The sequence below is a fragment of the Leeuwenhoekiella aequorea genome, from assembly GCF_004104375.1.
Taxonomy (GTDB): domain Bacteria; phylum Bacteroidota; class Bacteroidia; order Flavobacteriales; family Flavobacteriaceae; genus Leeuwenhoekiella; species Leeuwenhoekiella aequorea.
The window spans coordinates 689,791-712,897 of the sequence record NZ_QOVM01000002.1; the positions used below are offsets into that span (position 1 = coordinate 689,791).

Consider the following 23,107-nt stretch of genomic DNA (forward strand, 5'->3'; position numbering starts at 1 on the left):
AAATTAGCACTATTTAATTAGTAGCCTACGTAAAATAGTAATTTGACAAGTCATTAACAAAAACAGATGCTTGGTAAGCACTTTTTGTTAAATAAAACTTTAAGAAGCTTACAGCGAATCAGCTTTAAGTAATTTTATATAAAATTTGTTCTATGAAAAAATTAGTACTAGCCTGCCTACTTATATCATTAGGTGCTTGCAAGGGCACGGCACAAAAAGAAAAAAAAGAAACATTTGAAATTAATAAATCTGAATCTGAATGGAAAGCAACGCTGACATCAGAGCAGTTTTATATTCTAAGAGAAGAAGGTACCGAACGCCCCTTTAGTAGTGAATTATTATCTATTAAGGAAGAAGGTACATATGTATGTGCAGCTTGTGAAACTCCGGTTTTTAAGAGCAGTACGAAGTTTGACAGCGGCACAGGCTGGCCTTCGTTTTACGATTACATTAAAGGTAATGTAGCATTTTCTACAGACCAGAAGTTAGGTTATACTCGAAGTGAAGAACATTGCGCAACCTGCGGGGGTCATCTTGGGCATGTTTTTAATGATGGACCCAAACCTACAGGAAAGCGCCATTGTATTAATGGTGATGCTTTAAAATTTATAGCTGCTAAATAATCAAAACTATCAATAACGTACCTATTAGAATTTCTGCCCTAGCGGAAATTAATAAATAAGATTTTTTATGAAAGAATACCCGATACAGAAAACAGAAGCCGAATGGAAAGAACAATTAGGACCAGAACGCTATTATGTTCTGCGCCAAAAAGGTACCGAAAGACCACACACCGGCAAATACAATTTGCATTTTGACAAAAACGGTAGCTATCATTGTGGCGCTTGCGATGCAAAACTATTCGAGGCCAACAGTAAATTTGAAAGTGGCTGCGGCTGGCCAAGTTTTGATGAATCTATAGAAGGTGCCGTAGAATATGTACGGGATACCACATTAGGAATGATGCGTACTGAAATCTTATGTGCCAACTGCGGAAGTCACTTAGGCCACGTATTTGATGATGGCCCTACAGAGACCGGTCAACGCTACTGCGTAAACAGTGCTTCAGTAGATTTTGAAAAAAATAATTAATAGAGATATTCCCAATAAATGAATTAAGCACCAGCAGATTTATTTTTTTGGAACAACTCTTGATACTTCAGTAAGAGACAATCAAATTAAATTATATAGATATGAAAAAAATAACTTTAGTACTTAGCCTTTTTACACTAATTCTTACATCTTGTTCAGGTTCTGACGGAAGGGATGGTATTGATGGATTAGACGGACTAGACGCTCCAAAACCGACAGTGTTTGAAGATAGAGCAGATTATACATATAACGCAGACGGTAACATCTGGGTTTCTCAACTTTTCACGTTTGATGGTTCAGAACCGGGTGATGTTTATCTAGCGTATATTTCCTTAAATAACGATGGGGTATTTACTAATATGCCAACAAGTATTTTTGATGATCAAGGAGAATTTCAATATGTATTTGATCACGACTTTGATACCGTTGAAATGCAAATTATTGGAGATAGTGACATAAGTGGTCTTGATGCTGCCAGTACAACTAATGTACAAATACGTATTGCTATAATCCCAGCTGATTTAGTAGGTAGTTTTGATCAAGCTGATTTTGCAAATTATAATTCATTAATGTCTGCTCTGGATATTCAAGAGTCGGACATACAAACCTTAGATTAAGGTTTAAAGGTTAAAAATAAATTTTATGAAAGGCTTACTCACGGAAATACGCAATTGTACCGTTTGTAAGCCTTTTTTGCCTTTAGGTGCCAACCCCATCATTTCGGCTTCGCCAAAAAGTAAAATAATCTTAGCAAGTCAGGCGCCAGGAAGAATCGCTCACGAGAAATCTATTGCCTGGGATGATCCCAGCGGGCGACGTCTTCGCGAATGGTTAGATGTTGACGAAGAACTTTTCTACAATGCAGATAATTTTGCCATTCTGCCTTTAGGCTTTTGTTTTCCAGGAAAGAGTAAAACCGGTGATTTGCCTCCCAGACCCGAGTGTGCTCCACTATGGCATCAGCAGGTTGTAGAAAAATTTGATGAAAATCCACTTTATATTTTAATAGGTAACCACGCACAAAGCTATTATTTACAAGACAAGCTTACACTTACAAAGCGTATTCAGAATTTTGAAAGCTACCTGCCTAATTATTTTGTACTACCTCACCCCTCGCCTGTTAACCATTTCTGGATTAATAAAAACAAATGGTTTTTAACCGATGTAATCCCACACTTACAACTCGAAATTAAGCGCCGACTGCAGCTATAAAACAACGCGTAAATCCAGAGAAGTTCCGGTTCGTTTTTTAGGCTTTTTATGTGTAAATTTGTCGCTTCAAATTTCACTGATAACTATGAGTAAATACGATATTATTGTCTTAGGAAGTGGACCCGGTGGTTATGTTACAGCTATTCGTGCTTCACAATTAGGTTTTAAAACCGCTATTGTAGAAAAAGAAAGCCTTGGAGGTGTGTGCTTAAACTGGGGCTGTATCCCTACTAAAGCCCTTTTAAAAAGTGCCCAGGTTTTTGAATATCTTAAACATGCTGAAGACTACGGTCTTAAAGTAGAAGGTGCAGATAAAGATTTTGATGCCGTAGTAAAACGTAGCCGCGGTGTTGCAGAAGGAATGAGCAAAGGTGTTCAATTCTTAATGAAGAAAAATAAAATTGACGTTATTAACGGTTTTGGAAAACTAAAACCAGGTAAAAAAATAGACGTTGATGGTACTGAGTATAGTGCTGATAATATTATTATCGCTACTGGTGCTCGCTCACGTGAATTACCTAGTTTACCTCAAGATGGTAAAAAAGTAATAGGATATCGTGAAGCTATGACTTTAAAAGAGCAACCAAAGAGCATGATCGTTGTAGGATCTGGTGCTATAGGTTGTGAGTTCGGAAGTTTTTACAACGCTATGGGGACTGAGGTAACTATAGTTGAGTTTATGCCAAATATCGTTCCTGTTGAAGATGAAGAAGTATCTAAACAATTTGAACGCAGCCTTAAGAAAACCGGTATTAAAATAATGACAAACTCATCTGTAGAGTCTGTTGATACTTCTGGTGAAGGCGTTGTTGCAACTGTAAAAACAGCTAAAGGAGAAGAAAAACTACAAGCAGATATCATTCTTTCTGCAGTAGGTATTAAAACCAATATTGAAGGTATAGGCCTTGAAGATGTAGGTATTATTACAGATAAAGATAAAGTTATTGTAAATGACTGGTATCAAACAAATATGCCGGGTTATTATGCAATAGGTGATATTACTCCTGGACCAGCCTTGGCTCACGTAGCTTCTGCAGAAGGAATACTTTGTGTGGAGAAGATTGCAGGAATGCATGTTGAAAAATTAGACTACGGAAACATTCCTGGATGTACATACGCATCACCTGAGATTGCATCTGTAGGTATGACTGAAAAACAAGCTAAAGAAGCTGGATACGAACTTAAAATAGGTAAGTTTCCATTCTCAGCATCTGGTAAAGCAAGCGCTTCAGGTAACAAAGATGGTTTTGTAAAAGTTATTTTTGATGCTAAATACGGCGAATGGTTAGGCTGCCATATGATAGGTGCAGGTGTTACCGATATGATTGCTGAAGCTGTATTAGGACGTAAATTAGAAACTACAGGTCACGAAGTACTGAAAGCTATTCACCCGCATCCAACGATGAGTGAAGCGGTGATGGAAGCTGTTGCTGCTGCTTACGATGAAGTGATTCATTTATAGGCATTCCCATATAATTAGAATTAAAAAACCCTGCAAATCAATTGATTTACAGGGTTTTTTAGTTGTTTAAATTTAGGATATAAGTAAATATATAAAGCTCAGACCTTAGTTCAATTCAGTAGGTATCAAGTCACAAAACCAAAACTTTGTATCCCATGATTTTTGATTATCAGAAAAGCAATTATCATCATCACATTCTGAAGGTTCATAACCGCGTAAAACTTTTTCACCTATGCTAAAATCAATTGGAGTCTTAAAAATAGGCCCATCATAGACAAAAGTGTGAAACTCGCCGTTTTCTCCACAGGGATCAACACCTGCTGGCAAATCTTTAATAAATTGTTTATCTATAACTCGTCCTACAAAAGATTTATCGAGATGCTTAGCATTTACACAAACGGTAATGGCCTTAAATCCCTGATCTATAAAGCTATGAATAAGTTCTAATGTGTTTCGTTTCCAAAGTGGAAAAATTGCTTTTATTCCTACTCGATCTAATTGCTCTTCTCTATATGCTTTTAAATCTTCAAGAAAAATATCTCCGAAAATACTATGCGTATTTCCCTTTGCGGCTAAAGCTTCCGTAGTAGCTCCTAGTATCTTAGAATATTCAGCCATACTCACGTTTCCTGAAAGAAATACTTTCTCTAGAGTTAAACCCAAACTTTCCGCCTGTAAATCTAGAAGAGTTTCTCTCAGACCGTGCATGGAAACCCGATCAACATCAGAGTTTAATGTCGTTACTAGTTTTGTAATAGTATATTCTTGTTGCTTTAAAATCTCATAAAGCGCCAATGTAGAATCTTTACCACTACTCCAGTTAAAATAAGCCTGTTTCAAATTGAATTATAAAAAAGACTTAATTGCCAACTCGTAACTTTTAAGACCAAAACCTACAATAATTCCTACTGCATTCTTTGATATATACGAGTGATGACGATAGGACTCACGTGCAAATGTATTAGATATATGTACCTCCACAACCGGAACAGAAATAGCAGCAATAGCGTCACCAATACCTACTGAAGTATGTGTATAAGCAGCGGCATTTAAAACAATACCGTCAAAAACACCTTCGGCTTGTTGAATTTTAGTTATTAAATCTCCCTCACTATTAGACTGAAAATAAGAAAGTTCTGTTTCCTTAAACTGAAATTGTAATGTAGAAAAATAATCTCCAAAACTTTGATTCCCATAGACACCGGGTTCACGTGTGCCCAATAGATTTAAGTTAGGACCATTTATGATAAGTATTTTAAGTTCTTTTTCCATCATTTGAAATTAAGTAAGTAAAGGTAAATTAAAAGCAAAGCAAAAAAAAACCTCGCGAAGCGAGGTTTTAGTTGGTTGATTGGTTTGTTTAGTATGATTAAAATACAAAACCTACACCTGCTTGGATAGCGTAGTTGTAAGCTTTTACATCATCATAAATTTTTGTAAAACCTCTTGTGTAACGACCTTGAATAAAAAGACCGTTGTCAAATTTGTATTCTAAACCTGCTGCAGTACCAAATTCAAAATCATTAGCACCATCAACAATGTTTATATCTCCACCATTATTTGTAGGTTCATAATCGATTTCTTCATTAACTAAGAAGTTAAAAGAAGGACCTGCTTGTAAGCTTAGACCGTCTACTAAGTATATTTTAGCTAATAATGGTACTTGAATGTAATCTAATTGGTATTCTGTGTTGTCATCAATATCAAAAATATTATCCTGATCGATTGTAGCGATAGTTGCTCCTTGCGCAGAATAAATAACCTCTGGTTGTATAGAGAAGTTTTCAGCGATAGGAAATTCTGCAACTAAACCTGCATAAAATGCTGTTCTTGAATCTGGATCGTTTGAATCATCTCCAGCAATATTAGCGAAGTTAACACCACCTTTTACTCCAAATTGAAATGACTCTTGAGCTTTAGCTGTAGTAGTTCCTAAAGCAATAATACTTGCAATTAAAATTAGCTTTTTCATAAATTGTTTGTTGTTTATAATTCTGTGCAAAGCTATATTCTGTAAGGGTTAACGAATGCTAACACTTCTTTAATATTATCTAAATAATTGCCAATTGGGAATACCTTTTCATTCTAAAACTAAACGTTTTGAATTTCTGCTGTTTACCATATTTACCGCAAATTATTCCTCATATGATACCCTTGCAACTCTTTGAAATCTATAATCTTGCAATTTATTGCCTCTTTCTGAAAATATTTTTTAATTGTTAAAATATGTTAATTAAAAATAGTTAGATTTAGTATTTGTAGAAAAAAAAAGCACCCCATTGGGGTGCTCTAATCTAAATATTTTGATTTTTTAGTTAAAGATAAAACCAATTGATGCAGAAAAAACGCCGTTCTTAGCATCAAGAGCATCTGTATCTACGTTGTCTCCATTATCGTAAACATCAGAAAAACCTTGAGTATAACGTCCGTTAAGATAAAGACCTCCATCAAATTTGTAACCTAGACCTACGGCACCACCAAAGTCGATATCATTAAAGTTATCTTCATCGATATCTACACTACCATTAGGACCATCTAATTGACTATCTACAAGAAATCCTATTTGAGGTCCTGCCTCAACATATAATCCCTTAACTAGATATAATTTTGCTAATACAGGAACATTAATATAGTTCAATTGAAATTCTGTATCCTGCTCATCATCTCTTTGCACAAGATCAAAACCTTGTCCAGAGTAAAATACTTCTGGTTGTATAGCAAATCTTTCTGTTACCGGTATTTCTACAAGAGCACCAATATTAAAAGATGTTCTTGCATTATCATCATCAAAGCCATCTCCCCCATCACCAGTGAAGTTAGCAAAGTTTACACCACCTTTAATACCAAAAGCTAATTCGCTTTGCGCCATTAAAGCGGTAGAACCTGAGACAAAAAGTATCGCTGCAATAAATAATTTTTTCATAATTATAAGTTTTAGATTTGAAGCAAAGCTAATTTCAATCTGTTTCAAAGATTATTAACGGAGTTATAATTAAATTTTAAAATATTCCCAAAACCACATTGTTTATTGATGAATTGGCAAAAAACATTAAAAGATTATCAAGCTTATTTAAGATTAGAGCGCGGTTTGTCAGAAAATAGCATTATTAATTATATATATGATATTCAGAAATTAATAAATTGGCTAGCTGATACTAGTGCTCAATGCTCTCCTGTGACTATTAATCAAGAACTTATTCAGCAGTTTATATACAACGCAGCTAAAGATCTTAATGCCACATCACAATCCCGATTGATTTCTGGCTTAAAAGGTTTTTTTGATTACTTGGTTTTCGAAGATTACCGCAAGGATAACCCAACAGATTTAATCGAATCACCTAAAGTAGGACGCAAATTACCAGACACCTTATCTGAAGAAGAAGTAAATTCTATTATTGAAGTCATCGATTTAAGTTCGCCTCAAGGTGAACGCAATCGCGCCATTATAGAAACTTTATACGGTTGCGGATTACGGGTTTCTGAGCTACTTAATCTCAAATTATCTGATCTCTTTTTTGAAGAAGGATATATTTTAGTTACGGGAAAAGGAGATAAACAACGATTTGTACCTATCGCTCCAATCACCCAACACTATATTAAAATATATAGAGATGAAATACGCATTCATGAAAATCCAAAACCACTATTTAAAAACATACTATTCTTAAACAGACGTGGAGCACAATTAACACGTGCGATGATATTTACCATTGTAAAACAGAATACAAAAAAAGCAGGGATTCAGAAAACAATTAGTCCGCATACTTTTAGACATTCATTTGCCACACATCTATTACAAAATGGTGCAGATTTAAGGGCCATACAATTAATGCTGGGACACGAAAGCATAACAACTACAGAAATTTATATGCATCTAGACCGAACACATCTCACAGAAGTTATGAATACCTATCATCCCAGAAAATAAAGCATAAAAAAAACCGGTATAAAACCGGTTTTAAAGACAAACCAACTAATTAGTCTGTAACAACTAATCGTAGGGGGAGAAAGTAAGTTTGCCCCTTAATAGCCTTTGCCTTTAATTCTTTGTAATTCAATGTATTTTGTATTGAATTCTTAATTGCAGCGTTATCTGTTTTCACATTAAGCACTACAATTTCATTTTCAGAATTTACAGTAAAGGCAATGTTTACAGTAGTCTCTTGAGCCACTTTAAAGCGCGAATTACTCAATAAATCCAACAATTGCTTATTCATAGAAGCCTTCACTTCTTTACTAGTAGTTTTACTAGTGGGTTCTGTAGGATCCACAGGATTGGCTGTTAAGATTGCTGAACTGCAAATCGCAAATGCGAGCATAAAAATTTCAATTGTCTTCATAATATTTGATTTTTGATTGATGTATTATAAAGACGAATGGCTTAAAAAACTGTTACACTAAGTCTATTTACTTAACAGATTTTTAACTTTTCAAGTGACTGATCATCAGCGATCTGTAAATTTATTCCAAAGAAAAAGCCCAACTTAACGGTTGAGCTCTTTCCCCTAACTAAACGAAAATCATAGATAAACTTATTTGTTCAATTTACCTATTATACTTATATTGATTGATTGATTGATACTTAAAAGACGCTTGAAATTTCTAATCGTTACACCCACAATCTATTTTAACAGGTTATTAACTTCATTTATATCCTTTTATGTAATGTGTCGCAATTAAATTTACTCACTACTGTAAATTCCAAAAAAAAAGGCTCTCATAATTGAGAGCCTTTAAATATCCTAGTTGAACTAAGACTATAAATTAGCAAGTACTTTTTGTACTTTATCTGCTGCTTCCTGAAATTGGATTGCACTTTGAACGTCTAGACCACTGTTGTCTATTAATTCTTTTGCGATATCAGCATTTGTTCCTTGAAGACGTACAATAATAGGCACGTTAATAGTTCCCATATTTTTATAAGCATCTACAATACCTTGAGCAACGCGGTCACAACGAACGATTCCTCCAAAGATATTTACAAGAATAGCCTTTACATTAGGATCTTTAAGAATAAGTTTAAATGCAGTTTCAACACGCTCTGCATCTGCAGTACCACCTACATCTAAAAAGTTTGCAGGTTCACCACCAGCTTGTTTAATTAAATCCATAGTTGCCATTGCAAGACCAGCTCCATTTACCATACATCCTACGTTTCCGTCAAGATCTACGTAATTAAGGCCTACTTCTTTTGCTTCAACTTCAACAGGATTTTCTTCACGAGTATCACGCATAGCTGCATAATCTTTATGACGGTAAAGTGCATTATCATCTAACGACACTTTAGCATCAACAGCTAAAATTTTATCATCACTTGTTTTTAAAACTGGGTTGATTTCAAATAGAGATGAATCTGAATCTGAGTATGCTTTATAAAGAGCTGTAACAAATTTTGTCATTTCCTTAAAAGCCGTTCCACTTAGACCAAGGTTAAAAGCAATACGTCTTGCCTGAAAAGGTAATAAGCCTGCAGCAGGATCTACTTCTTCAGTATATATAAGATGTGGCGTTTTTTCTGCTACCTCTTCAATATCCATCCCACCTTCGGTAGAATACATAATCATATTTTTACCAGTACCTCTGTTTAATAAAACAGACATATAATATTCTTCTGGCTCACTGTCTCCAGGATAATAAACATCTTCAGCAACTAAAATTTGATGTACCAGTTTACCTTCAGCAGATGTTTGTGGAGTAATCAGATTCATTCCGATAATATCTCCAGCAATTTTTTCTACTTCTTGTAAATTCTTGGCAAGTTTTACACCACCACCTTTTCCTCTACCACCGGCGTGTACCTGAGCTTTAATTACATGCCATCCGGTACCTGTTTCTTCAGTAAGTTTTTTTGCAGCTTCAACAGCTTCCGCCGGACTACTTGCAACTTTACCGCGCTGTATGCGCACTCCAAAACTATTTAGTATTTCTTTTCCTTGATATTCGTGTAGATTCATAATCAGGCGTTTCTATGTATTTGAATTTTGCAGAGCAAAAATAAGTATTTTAAGGCAAACCCTACTAGTAAAATAGTTGGGATTTCAACCTTAATAAACTATTCTATATCACCTAGTGTATAGTCTGTAAAATCTAAAGGATTAAAGTTTTTAAAATGACCGTTGAGTTCTATAAGTCTGCGTGTACGATTTATCTCTTCAACCATAGGTATGGTAGCAGATAAATGATCTATTAGATAAATATAACGATCAGCTTCTTTTTCCATTTTAATAAGCTTTAGCTCCTGCTCTATCGAAAGACCTAATTTATGCGCAAAACTAAAACTGGTCACTTCGTCTGCTAGAAATACTGGCGCTTCTACTTGTAGGGCCTCATAGAGACGTAGAACTAATTTAATAAATAGCAATTTTTGATTTGTCGTACCATTTTTGATATCATCTAGAAACTGTACTTCTGCACCAGCGTAAAGTCTATCTGAAAGAGTAGGTTGAAAATCTAAAATTTTAAAAACGCGTATACCCTCACAAACCACATCACTAGCACCGCTTGAATATTTTTTATCGACTTTTACAAGTTTAACTTCTGTACCATATGCTAGAGTTTTCTCAATATAGGCTGGTATGCCAAAGGTTATCTCGTGTTGTTCGCAGTCATTTACAAGTTGTTGATACCTGTCTTCAAAAATATGTAAAGCCAATCGTTCTTCTGGAAAGACGACCATCTCCAATGGAAACATTGCTAATGTTGATGTCATATAACACTTCTTTTTCGTGAAAATAACTAATTACGGTTCAAAAATTAATTTTTTACTATTTCTCTAACAGATTGATCAATTTTTGAACTTGTTAGGTGCTTAAGTAGATATTCTATATTAGATTTGCACGTTTAAAGTCTTATAGTTATGACCAATCAAAATCTTCTAGCAATTGCTAAAGAATACGGTAGCCCGATATATGTTTATGATGCTGCTAAAATAGAATCACAATACAACAGGTTAACGGGTGCATTTAAAAAGGTTAAAGAATTGCGTATTAATTATGCGGTTAAAGCCCTTTCTAATATGGCAATACTTCAACTTATTCACGGTTTTGGTGCCGGTCTTGACACCGTAAGTATTCAAGAAGTTCGCTTAGGTCTTGCAGCAGGCGTAGATCCTTCAAAAATTATGTTTACTCCTAATGGTGTTTCTCTTAACGAATTAGAGGAAGTTGCTAAAATGGGGGTACAAATTAATATAGATAATTTATCTATTCTCGAACAATTTGGCACCAAGCACCCAAAAACTCCTGTTTGTATACGTATCAACCCCCACGTTATGGCTGGAGGAAATTCTAATATTTCTGTAGGTCATATAGACAGTAAATTTGGAATAAGTATTCACCAGATTCCGCATCTGCTACGAATTGTTGAAAACACAAAGATGAATATCAACGGTATTCATATGCATACGGGAAGTGATATTCTCGATATAGATGTGTTCTTACACGCTGCAGAAATTCTTTTTGATACTGCCAAAGACTTCAAAGATCTTGAGTTTTTAGACTTTGGAAGTGGTTTTAAAGTACCTTATAAGCCCGGAGATATTGAGACCGATATTGAAGAACTTGGCGATAAGCTATCGACTCGGTTTAACGAATTTGCAAAGGCTTATGGGAAACCGCTTACTCTTGTTTTTGAACCTGGAAAGTTTTTAGTAAGTGAAGCCGGCAAATTCTTAGTTAACGTAAATGTTATTAAGCAAACTACTTCTACGGTATTTGCTCAGGTAGATAGTGGCTTTAACCACTTAATACGCCCTATGCTTTACGGAAGTCAGCATGAGATTCATAATATTTCAAACCCCTTAGGACGCGAACGTTTTTATTCGGTAGTAGGATATATTTGTGAGACAGATACTTTTGCGACAAACCGAAGAATCCCTGAAATTGCTGAAGATGATATATTAGCATTTAGTAATGCAGGTGCATACTGCTACAGTATGGCAAGTAATTATAATTCTCGATATCGTCCTGCTGAAGTGTTATTTATGGATGGAGAAGCACATCTAATAAGAGAGCGTGAGACATTTGAAGATCTTTTAAAACATCAAATCCCTCTGAAACAAATAGAAAATGCTTAACTATATGTGAGTTTTATTTTTCACATAAATTTCTAAAAAAAAATAATGAGCCCTGAAGCAAAGCTTCAGGGCTCATTATTTTTTTCAATTTTAGCGAATTCATCAGCGCTTGAACTGATAAAATGATTAAATTAAAATATACTCAATGAAAAGATTAGAAAATAGGCATTTGTATTTAAAATCTTTAATTTCGTTGATTATAATAATTCATATTAAGTGAATAAAAGAGTACTCACAACAATCATTACTTGCTTAGTTTTTTTCGCTTCACAGGCTCAGCAAATTGCTGTGCTTCAATACGAAGGGGGTGGCGACTGGTACTCAAATCCTACGTCCCTGCCTAATCTGGTAAAGTTTTGTAATAAAAATATTTATACACAGCTCGATACAAAAATTGCAACTGTTCTTGCCACAGACACTGGTATTATGCAATTTCCTTTTGTGCATATGACCGGCCACGGGAATGTTTTCTTTTCTGATGAAGCTCTAGATAATCTCCGCAATTATTTAAATGGAGGTGGATTTTTACATATCGATGATAATTACGGTATTGATGAATATTTGAGACCGCAGCTTAAAAGATTATTTCCAAAGGAAGAATTAATAGAATTACCCGCATCTCATCCACTTTTTTCAACGGCCTATACATTTGAAAAGGGATTACCTAAAATACACGAGCACAATGGCACAAGGCCTCTTGCTTTAGGTATTTTTAGAGAAAATAGACTGGTGTTATTATATACGTTAGAAAGCGATTTAGGAGATGGATGGGAAAATCCTGAAGTACACAATGATCCTCCTGCAGTTCACGAAAAAGCATTAAAAATGGGTGCGAATATTATAAAGTACGTTTTTGAAAACTAAACAGTTATCGCACGAAAATACACAAATAGAACCTAATACTTTTCATTTAGTTCTGGTTTGTGATGGCATAACCAGTCCGGCAAATGCAGGAGGTTTAATGCGGCTTTCCGATGCATTAGGAATTTATCACGTGTATTTTTGTAATAGTAAAATTAATTTTGAAAGTTCGAGATTTAAAAGAACTGCGCGGTCTACAGAAATGTACGTACCTTATACGCAGACTCTAGATACTCAAGCACTCTTAGAAAATTTAGTTGCCACTAATTATAAATTGATAGGTCTAGAACTTACTAATACAAGTTTACCACTTACAGCTTATAAAACGGGAGAAAATACCAAAATTGCATTGGTTCTTGGTAATGAACGCAACGGGATTTCTCAAGAGGTTTTAGACAAATTAAATGATACCGTCTTTATACCCATGCACGGTAAAAACAGTAGTATGAATGTAGCTCAAGCCGCAGCAATTGCAGCTTACAACCTTATTAACAATGCCTTATAATGGAAGATAAATCTAAAATAATTGCATATGGTATTCTTAGAGCGCTAGGTATACTTGGCGGAATCATATTAATTCTTTGGTTCTTATACAAGGTGCAGGCTGTAATAATGTTTATTGCTATAGCTGCAGTTGTTTCGCTAATAGGAAGGCCCATAGTAACCTTCTTAAAAACACGACTCAAATTTGGTGATGTGGGAGCAGCAATAACAACGCTTCTCATCGTTATGGGTATTATTGTAGGAATCATAGCCATTTTTGTACCTATACTTATCGATCAGAGTGAACACATAAGTAAAATAAATTTTGAAGAAGTTCAGCACAATATAAATCGCCTCAACGTGGAGTTTAGCCGTTCGTTGGGTGTAGATCAGGTTACGTTAATAGAAGGATTGAAACAATCTGATTTTATCAAAAATTTTGATATTTCAGTAATACCAACATTTATCAATAGCATCCTCGGAAATTTTAGTTCTCTAGTAGTAGGCTTACTTTCGGTAACTTTTATTTCCTTCTTTTTACTGAAAGACAGCAGATTACTTTTAGATAGTTTTCTAGTATTTGCAAATAAAGGAGAAGAAAATAAATTTAAACACGTCTTTCATAAAACGAAACATTTATTGAGTAGGTACTTCATTGGGATTCTTCTACAACTTCTAATTCTCTTTGTAATCTATTCCATTTTACTTTTTAGTTTTCAAATACCTAATGCTTTCGCGATAGCTCTTTTTTGTGCTATGCTTAATGTGGTTCCGTATATAGGACCGGTCATTGGATGTGGTGTAATGATGTTGTTAGTTATTAGCGGATATTTTACCGCAGATTTTGAAACCGTTATCCTTCCCAAAATGATTTATATTTTTATAGGATATTGTATTGCTCAGCTAATTGACAATTTCATCAACCAACCGTTGATTTTTGGAAATAGTGTAAAATCACATCCCTTAGAGATCTTTCTTGTTATTATTATTGCCGGTTTGTTATTTGGAATATTAGGAATGGTAATAGCAATCCCTACTTACACGGCAATTAAAGTGGTCGCACAAGAATTCTTATCTGAATATAAAATCGTTCAAAAACTTACTAAAAACCTTTAATACTTGAACTACCGACTTTTAGATAAAGATGTTGTAGAATTTATTCATTCAAACCTAAATGAAGATATTTCAAGATTGATTCTTAAAGGGAGTCCGTTTTCTGATGTAACAATTCAGGAACTAGCTCAGCAGCTTATTGGGTTTCAAAAAGCACAAAATAAACTACCTTCGTGGTTTTCTAATTCAGAGATATATTTTCCTCCTAAACTTAATCTAGAGCAAACCTCATCTGAGGCTACTGCATCCTATAAAGCAAGTTTATTTACAGGATCAAAAGCAATAGATCTTACAGGCGGTTTCGGGATTGATGATTATTATTTAAGTAAAAATTTCAAACAAGTAACCCACTGCGAGATTAATGAAGATCTCGCAGCAATAGCTGCGCATAATTATAAATCGTTAGGAGCAGGAAATATAAGTGTTGTCACGTCAGATAGTCTAAAGTATTTGGAAAAAACAGATGCTTTTTACGATTTGATTTATGCAGATCCCTCACGACGATCTATCAGTAAAGGCAAAGTATTTATGTTGAAAGATTGTGAGCCTAATATACCTGATAACCTAGATTTATTATTTAAAAAAACAGATACTGTAGTATTAAAAACCAGTCCGTTGCTGGACATAACTGCCGGATTAAAGGAACTTAATTATGTAGTTGAAATTCACGTTGTAGCGGTTAAGAATGAAGTGAAAGAATTACTTTGGGTTCTTAAGAAAAACAGAGCACAACAATCTATAAAATTAGTAGCAGTAAATCTTGATAGTGATTATACGACTCCGGTAACGCTTAATTTTGAAGCACAAAACGAATCATTTTCTGCTTATGCAGAGCCATCAACGTATTTGTATGAGCCTAATGCTGCTTTATTAAAATTAGGAGTTTTTAACTGGATAAGTACGCATTACCATTTAGAAAAACTTGCTCCAAATTCACATTTATATACTTCTGATAAAAAAATTGAATTTCCGGGGAGAGTGTTTAAAATCAACGCTACTGTTCCTTATTCAAAAAAAGAAATTAGCAAGCTTCTAAAAAATAAAAAAGCACATATTACGACACGTAATTTTAAAGAAAGTGCTCCTGCATTACGATCTAAATTTAAGGTACTTGACGGTGGGGATACGTATTTATTTTTCACCACTCTGGAGAACAATAAATCGATTATGCTTAGCTGTTCGAAATTGACTTAATATGACTTTTGAAAAATTTCAAAAGCAAAGTGAGCTCCATCTACCGCCTCATCAATTTCTGAATCTGTGTAGGCCTTTTCATTTACAGCTTCAGTAAAGGCTTTCCACCTATTCATAACATCTTGCGCAGATTTTCCAAAAAAGTGATGTGTTTCAATAGTGTTGATCCCCTTACAATTCTCTAGATTTTTTCTAATTAAAAGGCCTCCCATCATCGAGCCTTCTGCAACGTAAAGTATTCCCAGGAGAAAAGGATAATTTATCTCATTAGGTAAAGATTCATTAAGTTTTGAGGGCAAGGATGCACCTAATTGTTTTAAATCATTTTCTAATGCTTCGGCTTTTTTTGAATCTGCAAAGACTCTTAAAGATTCAGGCATAGGGCCTGAAAATTGTTTTGATAATTCAGAAAGCGTATAATAAGCTTGGTAATTTTGAGATAATAGCGCCTTATATTGATCTAATGTTATACTATGATCCAGTATATATTTTGCAAGGTTATCAGCTTCTGTTTCTTTATGAAGCGTTGCCGTCCTTGTCTTTAAATGTTGTAAAATCATATCCTAATTTAAGGCGTTTTAAGTCTTCCTGTATTTTGTTCATTCCGTCTCGATGAGACATATTTTCTCTGGAAAAATTTTCTAAAAAAAGCTCGATATCACTTACTAACTTTTTACTCTCCAAAATACGTTTGCGTACTGGATTTATATAAGGTCCGTTGTTACTTATCGCTTTAAGATAAGGCTCAATACGCTTATGTAAGGTACTTATATTCTTCTTCAAGATGTAGCCAGAAGCACCATTGAGTATAGTATCTGCTGCAAGCTCTTCATCATTGATAGTACCTGTAATAAATATAAATGTAACCGAAGGAGCTACCTCCTGAGCTAACTCTAATATATCTAAACCTGTACAAGTAGGTAAATTATAATCAGATAGAATAAGGTCTGGCTTTAAATTAGATAAAGCCAATTTAAAATCTCTCAAATTATTACATACTGAAATAGTAGCGTTTTCAGCAATTTTTGAAATTTCTCGTTTGATCAAAGTGCTATCACTAGGATTGTCTTCAACCATTAAAATCTGTAAAGGTTCTTTAATCATCTTATTTATTATATACAATCCAATATTCTATTAAAACAGGCAAGGTTTTGCTTAATTCCAAATAGCTTTTAGGCTTTTCTAAAAAACTATTTGCACCTATCTCATACGCTTCTTTAATATCTTTTTTTAAATCTGAAGATGAGAAAATAACGACAGGAATATTTAAATATTCCTTATAAGCCCTAAATCTTTTTAAAATCTCAAGTCCATCTAATTTTGGTATTTTAATGTCAAGCAAAATTAATTTGGGTAATGCTAACTTAAAACTTTCACTCTCTAAGTAACTTATAGCCTCTTCCCCATCGCAAATGTGCATCAGATTATATTCTGGAATATGCTTCTTAAATATACGTTTCATTAACGCTACATCTCGTGGGTTATCTTCTATAGAAAGAATGTGATTTGAATACACTTAATAAAAATTTTATCCTAAATTAAAGAAAAAAGTACTTCCTTCATTAATCGCACTCTTTACAGTAATAATTCCAGAATGTTTTTTAACAATACGAGCTACGATGGCCAGGCCTATGCCAGAACCTTCATACTCCTCACCTACTAAGCGATTAAAGAGTTTAAATATGCGATGCTCGTGCTTTTGATCAAATCCTATCCCGTTATCCTTAACATAGTAAAATAGATCTCCATTTAATAATGTAGAGCCTACTTCAATATACGGTTCCTCAGCTTTCCCGGTGTATTTAATTGCATTTGTAAGCAGATTCTGCATTAACTGAGTAACCATTTTAGCATCCCCGTTAAGCATTGGCATATTAGCGTCAATAGTAATCTTAAGCTTAGGATGGTTTAGCCTAACATTTAAGAAATCTAGGATATCATTTGTAATTTTAGCGAGATCAAATGGTGCCCGTTCAGTTTCATATTGGGTTACTTTTGAAAATTCTAAGATATTATCAATAAGCTGATTCATATTACTGGCAGAATCTAAAATAGTCTCAATAGCAGATTTACCAAAGTCATCTAACTCTTCATAATAATCTTCTTTAAGAATCTGTGTAAAACCATCTATTCCTCTTAACGGGGCTCTTAAATCGTGTGCAACACTATAACTGAAGGTTTCTAAATCTTCGTAAGCAATAGTAAGTTTATTATTTAAGGTTTTTACTTCCTCGTACTTCTTTAAAATTATTTCAGAAATATTTTGACGCAATACGCTTGCAGCTTCTACTTCATAATCCTGCCAGGGTTCTGATTTTTTCTCTTGAGAAACAGACCACTTTTCAAAAGACTTACGTGGCGAAATTCTGAAGTTTTTCTCATTAGTAAATGACTTATCTGGATTTCCTGCCCAATTTACTGTGCTTTTCTTTTCTGGTTTAAACCAGATTAGACAATCATCTTTGAATTTTGAAATAAAAACACACAATACACCTGAAGCCTTTCTAATCAAATCCTTATCACAGTCTAAATCTAAAATAAACTCGTTTGACTGAAATAAATTTTGAGTTGAGCGTTTTTTAATCTCTGAAATGAATTTAAAGATATCTCTTTCTTCTGGGGCATCTCCCAGACGATATACGATATCATCAATGTATAAAGCAGCCCCGCTGGCATCATTGAGATCGAGAAGATTCATATCTCCTTTAACTAAGCCTTCACTTATATCCCAATTTTCACTTATCTGTTTCATTAGCGTATTACGCAAATTTGCAGACTCGTTCACTTTCTCAAGTAACGTATTTGTAGTTGATAATAAAAGTTGACTCGAGAACACCTGCGTCAGAAACTTACAAGATTGACGCTCGTAATAGTTAACAAACTTAGGCGTATAATGATGACAAGCTATTAATCCCCAAAGCGTACCCTTAAATATTATTGCCGCAGTGAGTGATGCACCTACATTCATATTTTGCAAGTACTCTATATGAATAGGTGACGTTCCTCTAAGCTCACTTAGAGTTAAATCTACAGGATTATTGCGCTCTACACCCTGATGTGCTAAAATAGATACAGGCGCTTCATTTACATCTGAAATGATGCGTACACCTTGTTTTAAAAATAGATCGCGAGCTTGTTTAGGAATATCACTTGCTGGGTACCTCAGACCCAACCAGGTTTCCATTCCCTGATCGCGAGCTTCAGAAATAACAATGCCATCCCAGTTCTCATCAAACTTATAGATCATAACTCGGTTATAATCGTAGAGTTTCTTTATAAGATCTACCGCAACATCACACATTTGCTGCTCGTTATTTTGCTCGCTGAGTCTCGTAACAACTTCTGAGAGCTGAATTTGATAATCAAAAGCGTTTTGCGACTCTTGAAAATTCTCGAACTCCAACAAGATAGAATTACCTGTTTTATGGGCAATTAATAAAATATCTTCATTGTTTAAATGCAGGCGTACCGGAGAAAGCTTTACGTGATTTGTTGCATTTTCTAAATCATTAATAAGGTGGTCTTCAACAAGAGATTCTAGTGAAGAACCTAGTAACTCACTAATAGATTTATTAAATAAGGTGTCTATATTTTCACTACAATAGGTTATTTCTAATGTAGTAGCATCACAAACCAGTAAGTAGCCGTGGCTTTGTATTTTGCCTATTATATGTATAGGTTCTTTATCACAATCGATAAGCTTTAAATCTTCAGGATATAATTCTGATGAACCCTCTTTCATATTAAAGTTTTATTTTAAAATAAAAAGTACTTCCATCGCCAAATTGTGAATCAACCCAAATATGACCATCATGAAGCTTAACAATTTTCTTACAGTGGGCAAGTCCTACACCGGTGCCTTCATAGCGTTCTTCCGTAGGCACTCTTCCAAAAATCTTAAATATACTTTCTAGATCATCTTCTTTAATTCCGATCCCATTATCGGTAATTGCAAATGTTTGATATTCTTCATCAGCAAATGTGGAAATACGAATACTGGGTTTCCTATCTTTCTTTCGGTATTTAAGCGCATTACTTATCAAGTTCTGAAACAGCAGTCGCAACTCGGTCTCATAAGCCATAACTTTAGGCATTTTCCCGACGCTAACTGTGGCATCTGCCTCCCGAATACTTTTATTTAAATCATATTTTACAACCTCAAGCAACTCATTTACATCAACACGAGTTTTCTTTAAGTCTTCACCTATTCTACTATGTTCTAAGAGTGCTTTAATCTGCTCGGCCATTCTTCCGGAAGCTTCATGAATATAACCTAGGTACTCTATTCCCTTTTCATTAAGATTTTCACTATACTTTTTTAGTATAAAATCACTACTAAAACGTATAGTAGCTAGAGGTTCTTGAAGATCATGAGAACATATAGAGACAAATTGCTCTAAATCTGTGTTTGTGCGAAGCAAATCTTCCTTTTGACGCATAAGTTCGGCTTGAGTCTGCTTAAGTTCTGTAACTTCCATAAGTGTACAGCGATAGAGTGTTTCACTCTCATCAAAGTTGCTTAGCGCGTCAGCATTGAATATAATTTCTATACGCTCCCCATTCAAATTTTCTAAAGTAAGTTCTTCCGTAGAAACTTTACCTTCCTCTTTTAGTTTTTTATGAATACGTATTCCTTTTAATTTACTTTCATTAGAATAGTAATCAAAAATCGAAGAACCTATAACTTGACTTTTCTTTTCAAAACCCAGCGTATTAATAAACAACTTATTACATTCTGTAATTAAGCCTGTATCTGCATTTAGGCTTACGTGCATTACAGGATCATCTTCATAAAAGGCTTTAAATTTTTCCTCGCTCTTACGCAGTTTTGCTTGTGATTTTTCAATTTTAGTAATATCAATAAATGAAATTACCACTCCTTCAATTTTTTCACCATGATTAATAAATGGAGAGATCCTTTTTATGAAATGTCTACCCGATTTACTAATAATTCGTTTTTCAAAAACGGTTCCCGATTTCATTACATTTCGAGCATTATCTGCCAACGTACGCTCATTGGATATACTGAAACTAGACACAAAATTCTCAATCGGTCGCCCAATATCGTGCTTCATCAAATGAAAATGCTCCCGAATTGCCGGAGTAAATTTTCGAATAATTAGATTTTGATCTAAAAACACTGTGCCTATACGCGTACTATCAAGAAGGTTATCCATATCAGCATTAAGCATAGCCAGATCTTCCATCTTTTCAATATGCTCGGCGTTGATAGAGTGTAACTCTTCATTTACACTTTGCAGCTCTTCATTAGTACTTTGTAACTCTTCATTAGAAGCTAGTAATTCTTCGTTAGAAGCCTGTAATTCTTCGTTACTTGTTTCTGCTTCTTCTAAGGCATTACTTAATTCGTACTGGGTTTCTTTTAATTCTTCCTCAAGACTAGCAATACGTTCTTGAGCACTTTTTGTTATATCGGCGCGCTCTACAACCACACCTTTAAGGCTGGTTTTATCTTGCTTAATGAATGTTACAATAAAATTAAAAATCTCTGTTTTTCCAGATTCAACAGGTTTTACCAGAACATCAATTACCGCATTTAAATTACCTTCATCATCTATTAATTCTACCTCTTTGTAAAAAACGGTTTTTTGTTTACGTGCAGCTTTACGTACTGCATTACGTACTACCACAGAAAGTTCAGGAGCAATCATACTCATAAGATCTGTCGTAAAACCTTCACTGGGCAACTGGGCATATAAATTAAATGCACCCATTGCCTCAATAATTTTAAAATCTGCGTTTATATAAATACTAGCCGCACCGTATTGTTGTAAAATAGCAGTACTTATCTCGGTACGTAAATAATCTGCTGACATACTTTTTTTGCTACTTGATTTTTTCAAATCTGCTATTTGACTTTTAAATGCGTTACGTTCTGCGGAAGAGCTTAGTATTTCAGTTCTTAACCGTAATGGGGCTTCTAGATTTCTATAGATATTCCACTTTCTATTAATATCTTCAAATGAATCTGCATGCTCGCCTAACGATTCACTTGTACCTAATATTAATACTCCACTTTCTTTGAGTGCATAGTGCAAAATATGAATAACTTTTGCCTGTACACTACTTTGCAAGTATATAAGTAGGTTACGACACATCACCATATCCATATTTTTAAATGGTGGGTCGTTAGTTATATTGTGATTGGAGTAGATTACCGACTTTCTAAGAGAATCCTTAACGGTATAATTCTCTTCTTCTTTTATAAAATACTTAGCAATTCGAGCGTCTGAAATATCGCCAAGTGCATTTTTTGAGTATTTACTTCTTCCGGCTATTTCCAAGTGATCACTTGAAATATCTGTAGCAAAAATTTTAAGACTAAGATCTTTACCTTGTTTATCTATTTCATCTAATATTAGAATACCTAAAGAAAAAGGTTCTTCTCCGGTACTACATCCTACATCCCAAACCTTAATAACTTCGCCATTAGGTTTTTCAGTCACCATTTTAGGAATGACTTCATTCTCTAAAATTTCCCAAACACGCTGGTCTCTAAAGAATTTGGTAACTCCTATAAGAAACTCTTTATATAATACCTCAACCTCTTTTCTGTTGTTTTTTAAATACGTGTAGTAAGCTTCTAACGAATTTAATTTTAAAACACGTACCCGTCGACCTATCCTTCTTAAAAGTGTGGGGCGTTTATATAAACTAAAATCGAGATCTGTGTGTATTTTTAATACCGTTAAAATATCTTTTAATAAGTTCTCATCGTACTGATAAGATCCCGCATCAAAATCTAAATTACTCTGCGCTTCAAAATAATTTGACAATTCATCGCTCATACGTTCTACAGGAACAACATAATCAACCAATCCGGTTTTAATTGCATTGCGCGGCATACCATCAAATTTTGCCTGCTCAGGTTGTTGAACCATTACCACGCCCCCTTTCTCTTTTATAGAACGTATTCCTCGCGAACCGTCACTTCCTGTTCCGCTTAAAATAATACCCGCACATAAATCACCTGCAGTCTCAGCCATCGATTCAAAAAATAAATCAATTGGGAGATTTAAGGTCTTATCTGTAGGTTTTGCTAAGAGCTTAAAACGACGCTCTTCTATGATCAGATTTTTAGTAGGTGGTATTAAATAAATACTGTTTGCCTGTATTTCTGCACCATCCTCAATAATTCGTATTGGAATTTTAGTGTTTTTACTTAATAATTCTGCCATCAAACTTTTATGGTCTGGAGACAGATGTTGCACCACAATAAATGTGTACAAAGAAGATGTGGGAACATTATCAAAAAACTCGTTAAGTGCCTGAAGTCCGCCTGCACTAGCACCTATACCAACGATTATGTGCTTTGCATTTTGGGTAATTGTATCTATAGTCACAAAGTTATTTTGAATAGTTAGTTTCTTTTAAATGCCTGATTTATTATTAAAAATAATAAACTAGATGAGAATGAATCAAAATTACAATATCTATAGATATGAATTTAACGTGATGTTAAATTTTAAGAAATCCTTAAGTATTGTATTACTTATAATAATTATTAATTACGATATTTAGATAATTTCAAGCTTTGAAAATCCTCAATCTTGAGTCAATAAAAAAAGCACCGTTACCGGCGCCTTATAATATAA

23 protein-coding genes are annotated in these 23,107 nt (G+C 34.3%); 11 read left to right on the plus strand and 12 right to left on the minus strand.

Annotated elements, in window-relative coordinates; all coding sequences use genetic code 11:
* The first annotated feature begins 152 nt into the window (after nucleotides 1-152).
* The 5 genes from msrB (DSM00_RS07060) (at nucleotide 153) to lpdA (ending at nucleotide 3,766) form a co-directional block, all read left to right on the plus strand.
* Complete coding sequence (gene msrB / locus DSM00_RS07060; protein ID WP_128757318.1) at nucleotides 153-623, plus strand: peptide-methionine (R)-S-oxide reductase MsrB; 471 nt, start codon at nucleotides 153-155, stop codon at nucleotides 621-623.
* A 67-nt stretch (nucleotides 624-690) separates the two neighbouring features.
* Nucleotides 691-1,092 carry a peptide-methionine (R)-S-oxide reductase MsrB gene (gene msrB, locus DSM00_RS07065; RefSeq protein ID WP_128757319.1) on the plus strand — a complete coding sequence of 134 codons (402 nt, stop codon included), beginning with the start codon at nucleotides 691-693 and terminating at the stop codon, nucleotides 1,090-1,092.
* Nucleotides 1,093-1,193: 101 nt separating this feature from the next.
* On the plus strand, nucleotides 1,194-1,709 hold the full coding sequence (locus DSM00_RS07070) for a hypothetical protein (RefSeq protein ID WP_128757320.1): 516 nt from the start codon (nucleotides 1,194-1,196) through the stop codon (nucleotides 1,707-1,709).
* 25 nt (nucleotides 1,710-1,734) lie between these two features.
* A complete protein-coding gene (locus DSM00_RS07075; RefSeq protein WP_128757321.1) occupies nucleotides 1,735-2,304 on the plus strand; it encodes a uracil-DNA glycosylase family protein in 570 nt (189 codons plus the stop codon).
* Nucleotides 2,305-2,389: 85 nt separating this feature from the next.
* Nucleotides 2,390-3,766 (plus strand): dihydrolipoyl dehydrogenase, encoded by a 1,377-nt coding sequence (gene lpdA / locus DSM00_RS07080; protein ID WP_128757322.1) that lies wholly within the window; start codon nucleotides 2,390-2,392, stop codon nucleotides 3,764-3,766.
* 105 nt (nucleotides 3,767-3,871) lie between these two features.
* Here the strand turns inward: lpdA and DSM00_RS07085 are convergent, their stop codons facing one another.
* The 4 genes from DSM00_RS07085 to DSM00_RS07100 form a co-directional block, all read right to left on the minus strand.
* A complete protein-coding gene (locus DSM00_RS07085; protein ID WP_128757323.1) occupies nucleotides 3,872-4,606 on the minus strand; it encodes a Dph6-related ATP pyrophosphatase in 735 nt (244 codons plus the stop codon).
* A gap of 6 nt (nucleotides 4,607-4,612) precedes the next feature.
* Nucleotides 4,613-5,038, minus strand: coding sequence for a type II 3-dehydroquinate dehydratase (gene aroQ, locus DSM00_RS07090; RefSeq protein ID WP_128757324.1), 426 nt, complete (start codon nucleotides 5,036-5,038; stop codon nucleotides 4,613-4,615).
* 97 nt (nucleotides 5,039-5,135) lie between these two features.
* Nucleotides 5,136-5,738: a porin family protein gene (locus DSM00_RS07095; RefSeq protein ID WP_128757325.1), complete on the minus strand. Its 603-nt coding sequence runs from the start codon at nucleotides 5,736-5,738 to the stop codon at nucleotides 5,136-5,138.
* A gap of 339 nt (nucleotides 5,739-6,077) precedes the next feature.
* A complete protein-coding gene (locus DSM00_RS07100; RefSeq protein ID WP_128757326.1) occupies nucleotides 6,078-6,689 on the minus strand; it encodes a porin family protein in 612 nt (203 codons plus the stop codon).
* Nucleotides 6,690-6,797: 108 nt separating this feature from the next.
* Here DSM00_RS07100 and DSM00_RS07105 point away from each other — a divergent pair, with 108 nt between their 5' ends.
* Nucleotides 6,798-7,694, plus strand: a complete 897-nt coding sequence (locus DSM00_RS07105; protein WP_128757327.1) for a site-specific tyrosine recombinase — start codon at nucleotides 6,798-6,800, stop codon at nucleotides 7,692-7,694.
* 49 nt (nucleotides 7,695-7,743) lie between these two features.
* On the opposite strand, the gene DSM00_RS07110 is transcribed toward DSM00_RS07105, so the two are convergent.
* The 3 genes from DSM00_RS07110 to DSM00_RS07120 form a co-directional block, all read right to left on the minus strand.
* On the minus strand, nucleotides 7,744-8,106 hold the full coding sequence (locus DSM00_RS07110) for a hypothetical protein (RefSeq protein WP_128757328.1): 363 nt from the start codon (nucleotides 8,104-8,106) through the stop codon (nucleotides 7,744-7,746).
* 417 nt (nucleotides 8,107-8,523) lie between these two features.
* Entirely contained in the window at nucleotides 8,524-9,720 is a 1,197-nt protein-coding gene (gene sucC, locus DSM00_RS07115) for an ADP-forming succinate--CoA ligase subunit beta (protein ID WP_128757329.1), read from the minus strand.
* Between the two features lie 98 nt (nucleotides 9,721-9,818).
* On the minus strand, nucleotides 9,819-10,475 hold the full coding sequence (locus DSM00_RS07120) for an LON peptidase substrate-binding domain-containing protein (RefSeq protein WP_128757330.1): 657 nt from the start codon (nucleotides 10,473-10,475) through the stop codon (nucleotides 9,819-9,821).
* A gap of 147 nt (nucleotides 10,476-10,622) precedes the next feature.
* Between DSM00_RS07120 and lysA the strand changes: the two genes are divergently transcribed.
* The 5 genes from lysA (at nucleotide 10,623) to DSM00_RS07145 (ending at nucleotide 15,491) form a co-directional block, all read left to right on the plus strand.
* Entirely contained in the window at nucleotides 10,623-11,840 is a 1,218-nt protein-coding gene (lysA, locus tag DSM00_RS07125) for a diaminopimelate decarboxylase (protein ID WP_128757331.1), read from the plus strand.
* 216 nt (nucleotides 11,841-12,056) lie between these two features.
* Nucleotides 12,057-12,704: a DUF4159 domain-containing protein gene (locus DSM00_RS07130; RefSeq protein ID WP_128757332.1), complete on the plus strand. Its 648-nt coding sequence runs from the start codon at nucleotides 12,057-12,059 to the stop codon at nucleotides 12,702-12,704.
* Nucleotides 12,694-13,206 carry a TrmH family RNA methyltransferase gene (locus DSM00_RS07135; RefSeq protein ID WP_128757333.1) on the plus strand — a complete coding sequence of 171 codons (513 nt, stop codon included), beginning with the start codon at nucleotides 12,694-12,696 and terminating at the stop codon, nucleotides 13,204-13,206. Before DSM00_RS07130 ends, DSM00_RS07135 begins: the two co-directional genes overlap by 11 nt.
* Nucleotides 13,206-14,300 (plus strand): AI-2E family transporter, encoded by a 1,095-nt coding sequence (locus tag DSM00_RS07140; protein ID WP_128757334.1) that lies wholly within the window; start codon nucleotides 13,206-13,208, stop codon nucleotides 14,298-14,300. The genes DSM00_RS07135 and DSM00_RS07140 overlap by 1 nt, the downstream gene beginning before the upstream one ends.
* Before the next feature lie 3 nt (nucleotides 14,301-14,303).
* Nucleotides 14,304-15,491 carry a class I SAM-dependent methyltransferase gene (locus DSM00_RS07145; RefSeq protein ID WP_128757335.1) on the plus strand — a complete coding sequence of 396 codons (1,188 nt, stop codon included), beginning with the start codon at nucleotides 14,304-14,306 and terminating at the stop codon, nucleotides 15,489-15,491.
* Here DSM00_RS07145 and DSM00_RS07150 read toward each other — a convergent pair.
* From DSM00_RS07150 to DSM00_RS07170, 5 genes are read right to left on the minus strand one after another with little or no spacing between them, the layout of a single operon-like run.
* A complete protein-coding gene (locus DSM00_RS07150; RefSeq protein WP_128757336.1) occupies nucleotides 15,488-16,051 on the minus strand; it encodes a biliverdin-producing heme oxygenase in 564 nt (187 codons plus the stop codon). The two genes, DSM00_RS07145 and DSM00_RS07150, sit on opposite strands and share 4 nt — an antisense overlap.
* On the minus strand, nucleotides 16,008-16,595 hold the full coding sequence (locus DSM00_RS07155; RefSeq protein ID WP_128757337.1) for a response regulator: 588 nt from the start codon (nucleotides 16,593-16,595) through the stop codon (nucleotides 16,008-16,010). Before DSM00_RS07155 ends, DSM00_RS07150 begins: the two co-directional genes overlap by 44 nt.
* 1 nt (nucleotide 16,596) lies before the next feature.
* The gene (locus DSM00_RS07160) at nucleotides 16,597-17,007 is read right to left on the minus strand and encodes a response regulator (RefSeq protein WP_128757338.1); all 411 of its coding nucleotides are present in this window, start codon (nucleotides 17,005-17,007) and stop codon (nucleotides 16,597-16,599) included.
* Nucleotides 17,008-17,019: 12 nt separating this feature from the next.
* Nucleotides 17,020-19,233, minus strand: coding sequence for an ATP-binding protein (locus DSM00_RS07165; protein WP_128757339.1), 2,214 nt, complete (start codon nucleotides 19,231-19,233; stop codon nucleotides 17,020-17,022).
* Between the two features lies 1 nt (nucleotide 19,234).
* A complete protein-coding gene (locus DSM00_RS07170; RefSeq protein WP_128757340.1) occupies nucleotides 19,235-22,855 on the minus strand; it encodes a chemotaxis protein CheB in 3,621 nt (1,206 codons plus the stop codon).
* Nucleotides 22,856-23,107: the final 252 nt, after the last annotated feature.

Bases quoted from the DNA above. Each gene is read 5' to 3' on its own strand.
- DSM00_RS07110 (WP_128757328.1), bottom strand. From the start codon at position 8,106: ATGAAGACAATTGAAATTTTTATGCTCGCATTTGCGATTTGCAGTTCA.
- DSM00_RS07165 (WP_128757339.1), bottom strand. From the start codon at position 19,233: ATGAAAGAGGGTTCATCAGAATTATATCCTGAAGATTTAAAGCTTATC.
- lpdA (WP_128757322.1), top strand. From the start codon at position 2,390: ATGAGTAAATACGATATTATTGTCTTAGGAAGTGGACCCGGTGGTTAT.
- sucC (WP_128757329.1), bottom strand. From the start codon at position 9,720: ATGAATCTACACGAATATCAAGGAAAAGAAATACTAAATAGTTTTGGA.
- DSM00_RS07120 (WP_128757330.1), bottom strand. From the start codon at position 10,475: ATGACATCAACATTAGCAATGTTTCCATTGGAGATGGTCGTCTTTCCA.
- DSM00_RS07140 (WP_128757334.1), top strand. From the start codon at position 13,206: ATGGAAGATAAATCTAAAATAATTGCATATGGTATTCTTAGAGCGCTA.
- msrB (WP_128757318.1), top strand. From the start codon at position 153: ATGAAAAAATTAGTACTAGCCTGCCTACTTATATCATTAGGTGCTTGC.
- DSM00_RS07070 (WP_128757320.1), top strand. From the start codon at position 1,194: ATGAAAAAAATAACTTTAGTACTTAGCCTTTTTACACTAATTCTTACA.
- msrB (WP_128757319.1), top strand. From the start codon at position 691: ATGAAAGAATACCCGATACAGAAAACAGAAGCCGAATGGAAAGAACAA.
- DSM00_RS07100 (WP_128757326.1), bottom strand. From the start codon at position 6,689: ATGAAAAAATTATTTATTGCAGCGATACTTTTTGTCTCAGGTTCTACC.
- DSM00_RS07155 (WP_128757337.1), bottom strand. From the start codon at position 16,595: ATGATTAAAGAACCTTTACAGATTTTAATGGTTGAAGACAATCCTAGT.
- DSM00_RS07150 (WP_128757336.1), bottom strand. From the start codon at position 16,051: ATGATTTTACAACATTTAAAGACAAGGACGGCAACGCTTCATAAAGAA.
- DSM00_RS07095 (WP_128757325.1), bottom strand. From the start codon at position 5,738: ATGAAAAAGCTAATTTTAATTGCAAGTATTATTGCTTTAGGAACTACT.
- DSM00_RS07075 (WP_128757321.1), top strand. From the start codon at position 1,735: ATGAAAGGCTTACTCACGGAAATACGCAATTGTACCGTTTGTAAGCCT.
- DSM00_RS07105 (WP_128757327.1), top strand. From the start codon at position 6,798: ATGAATTGGCAAAAAACATTAAAAGATTATCAAGCTTATTTAAGATTA.
- aroQ (WP_128757324.1), bottom strand. From the start codon at position 5,038: ATGGAAAAAGAACTTAAAATACTTATCATAAATGGTCCTAACTTAAAT.
- lysA (WP_128757331.1), top strand. From the start codon at position 10,623: ATGACCAATCAAAATCTTCTAGCAATTGCTAAAGAATACGGTAGCCCG.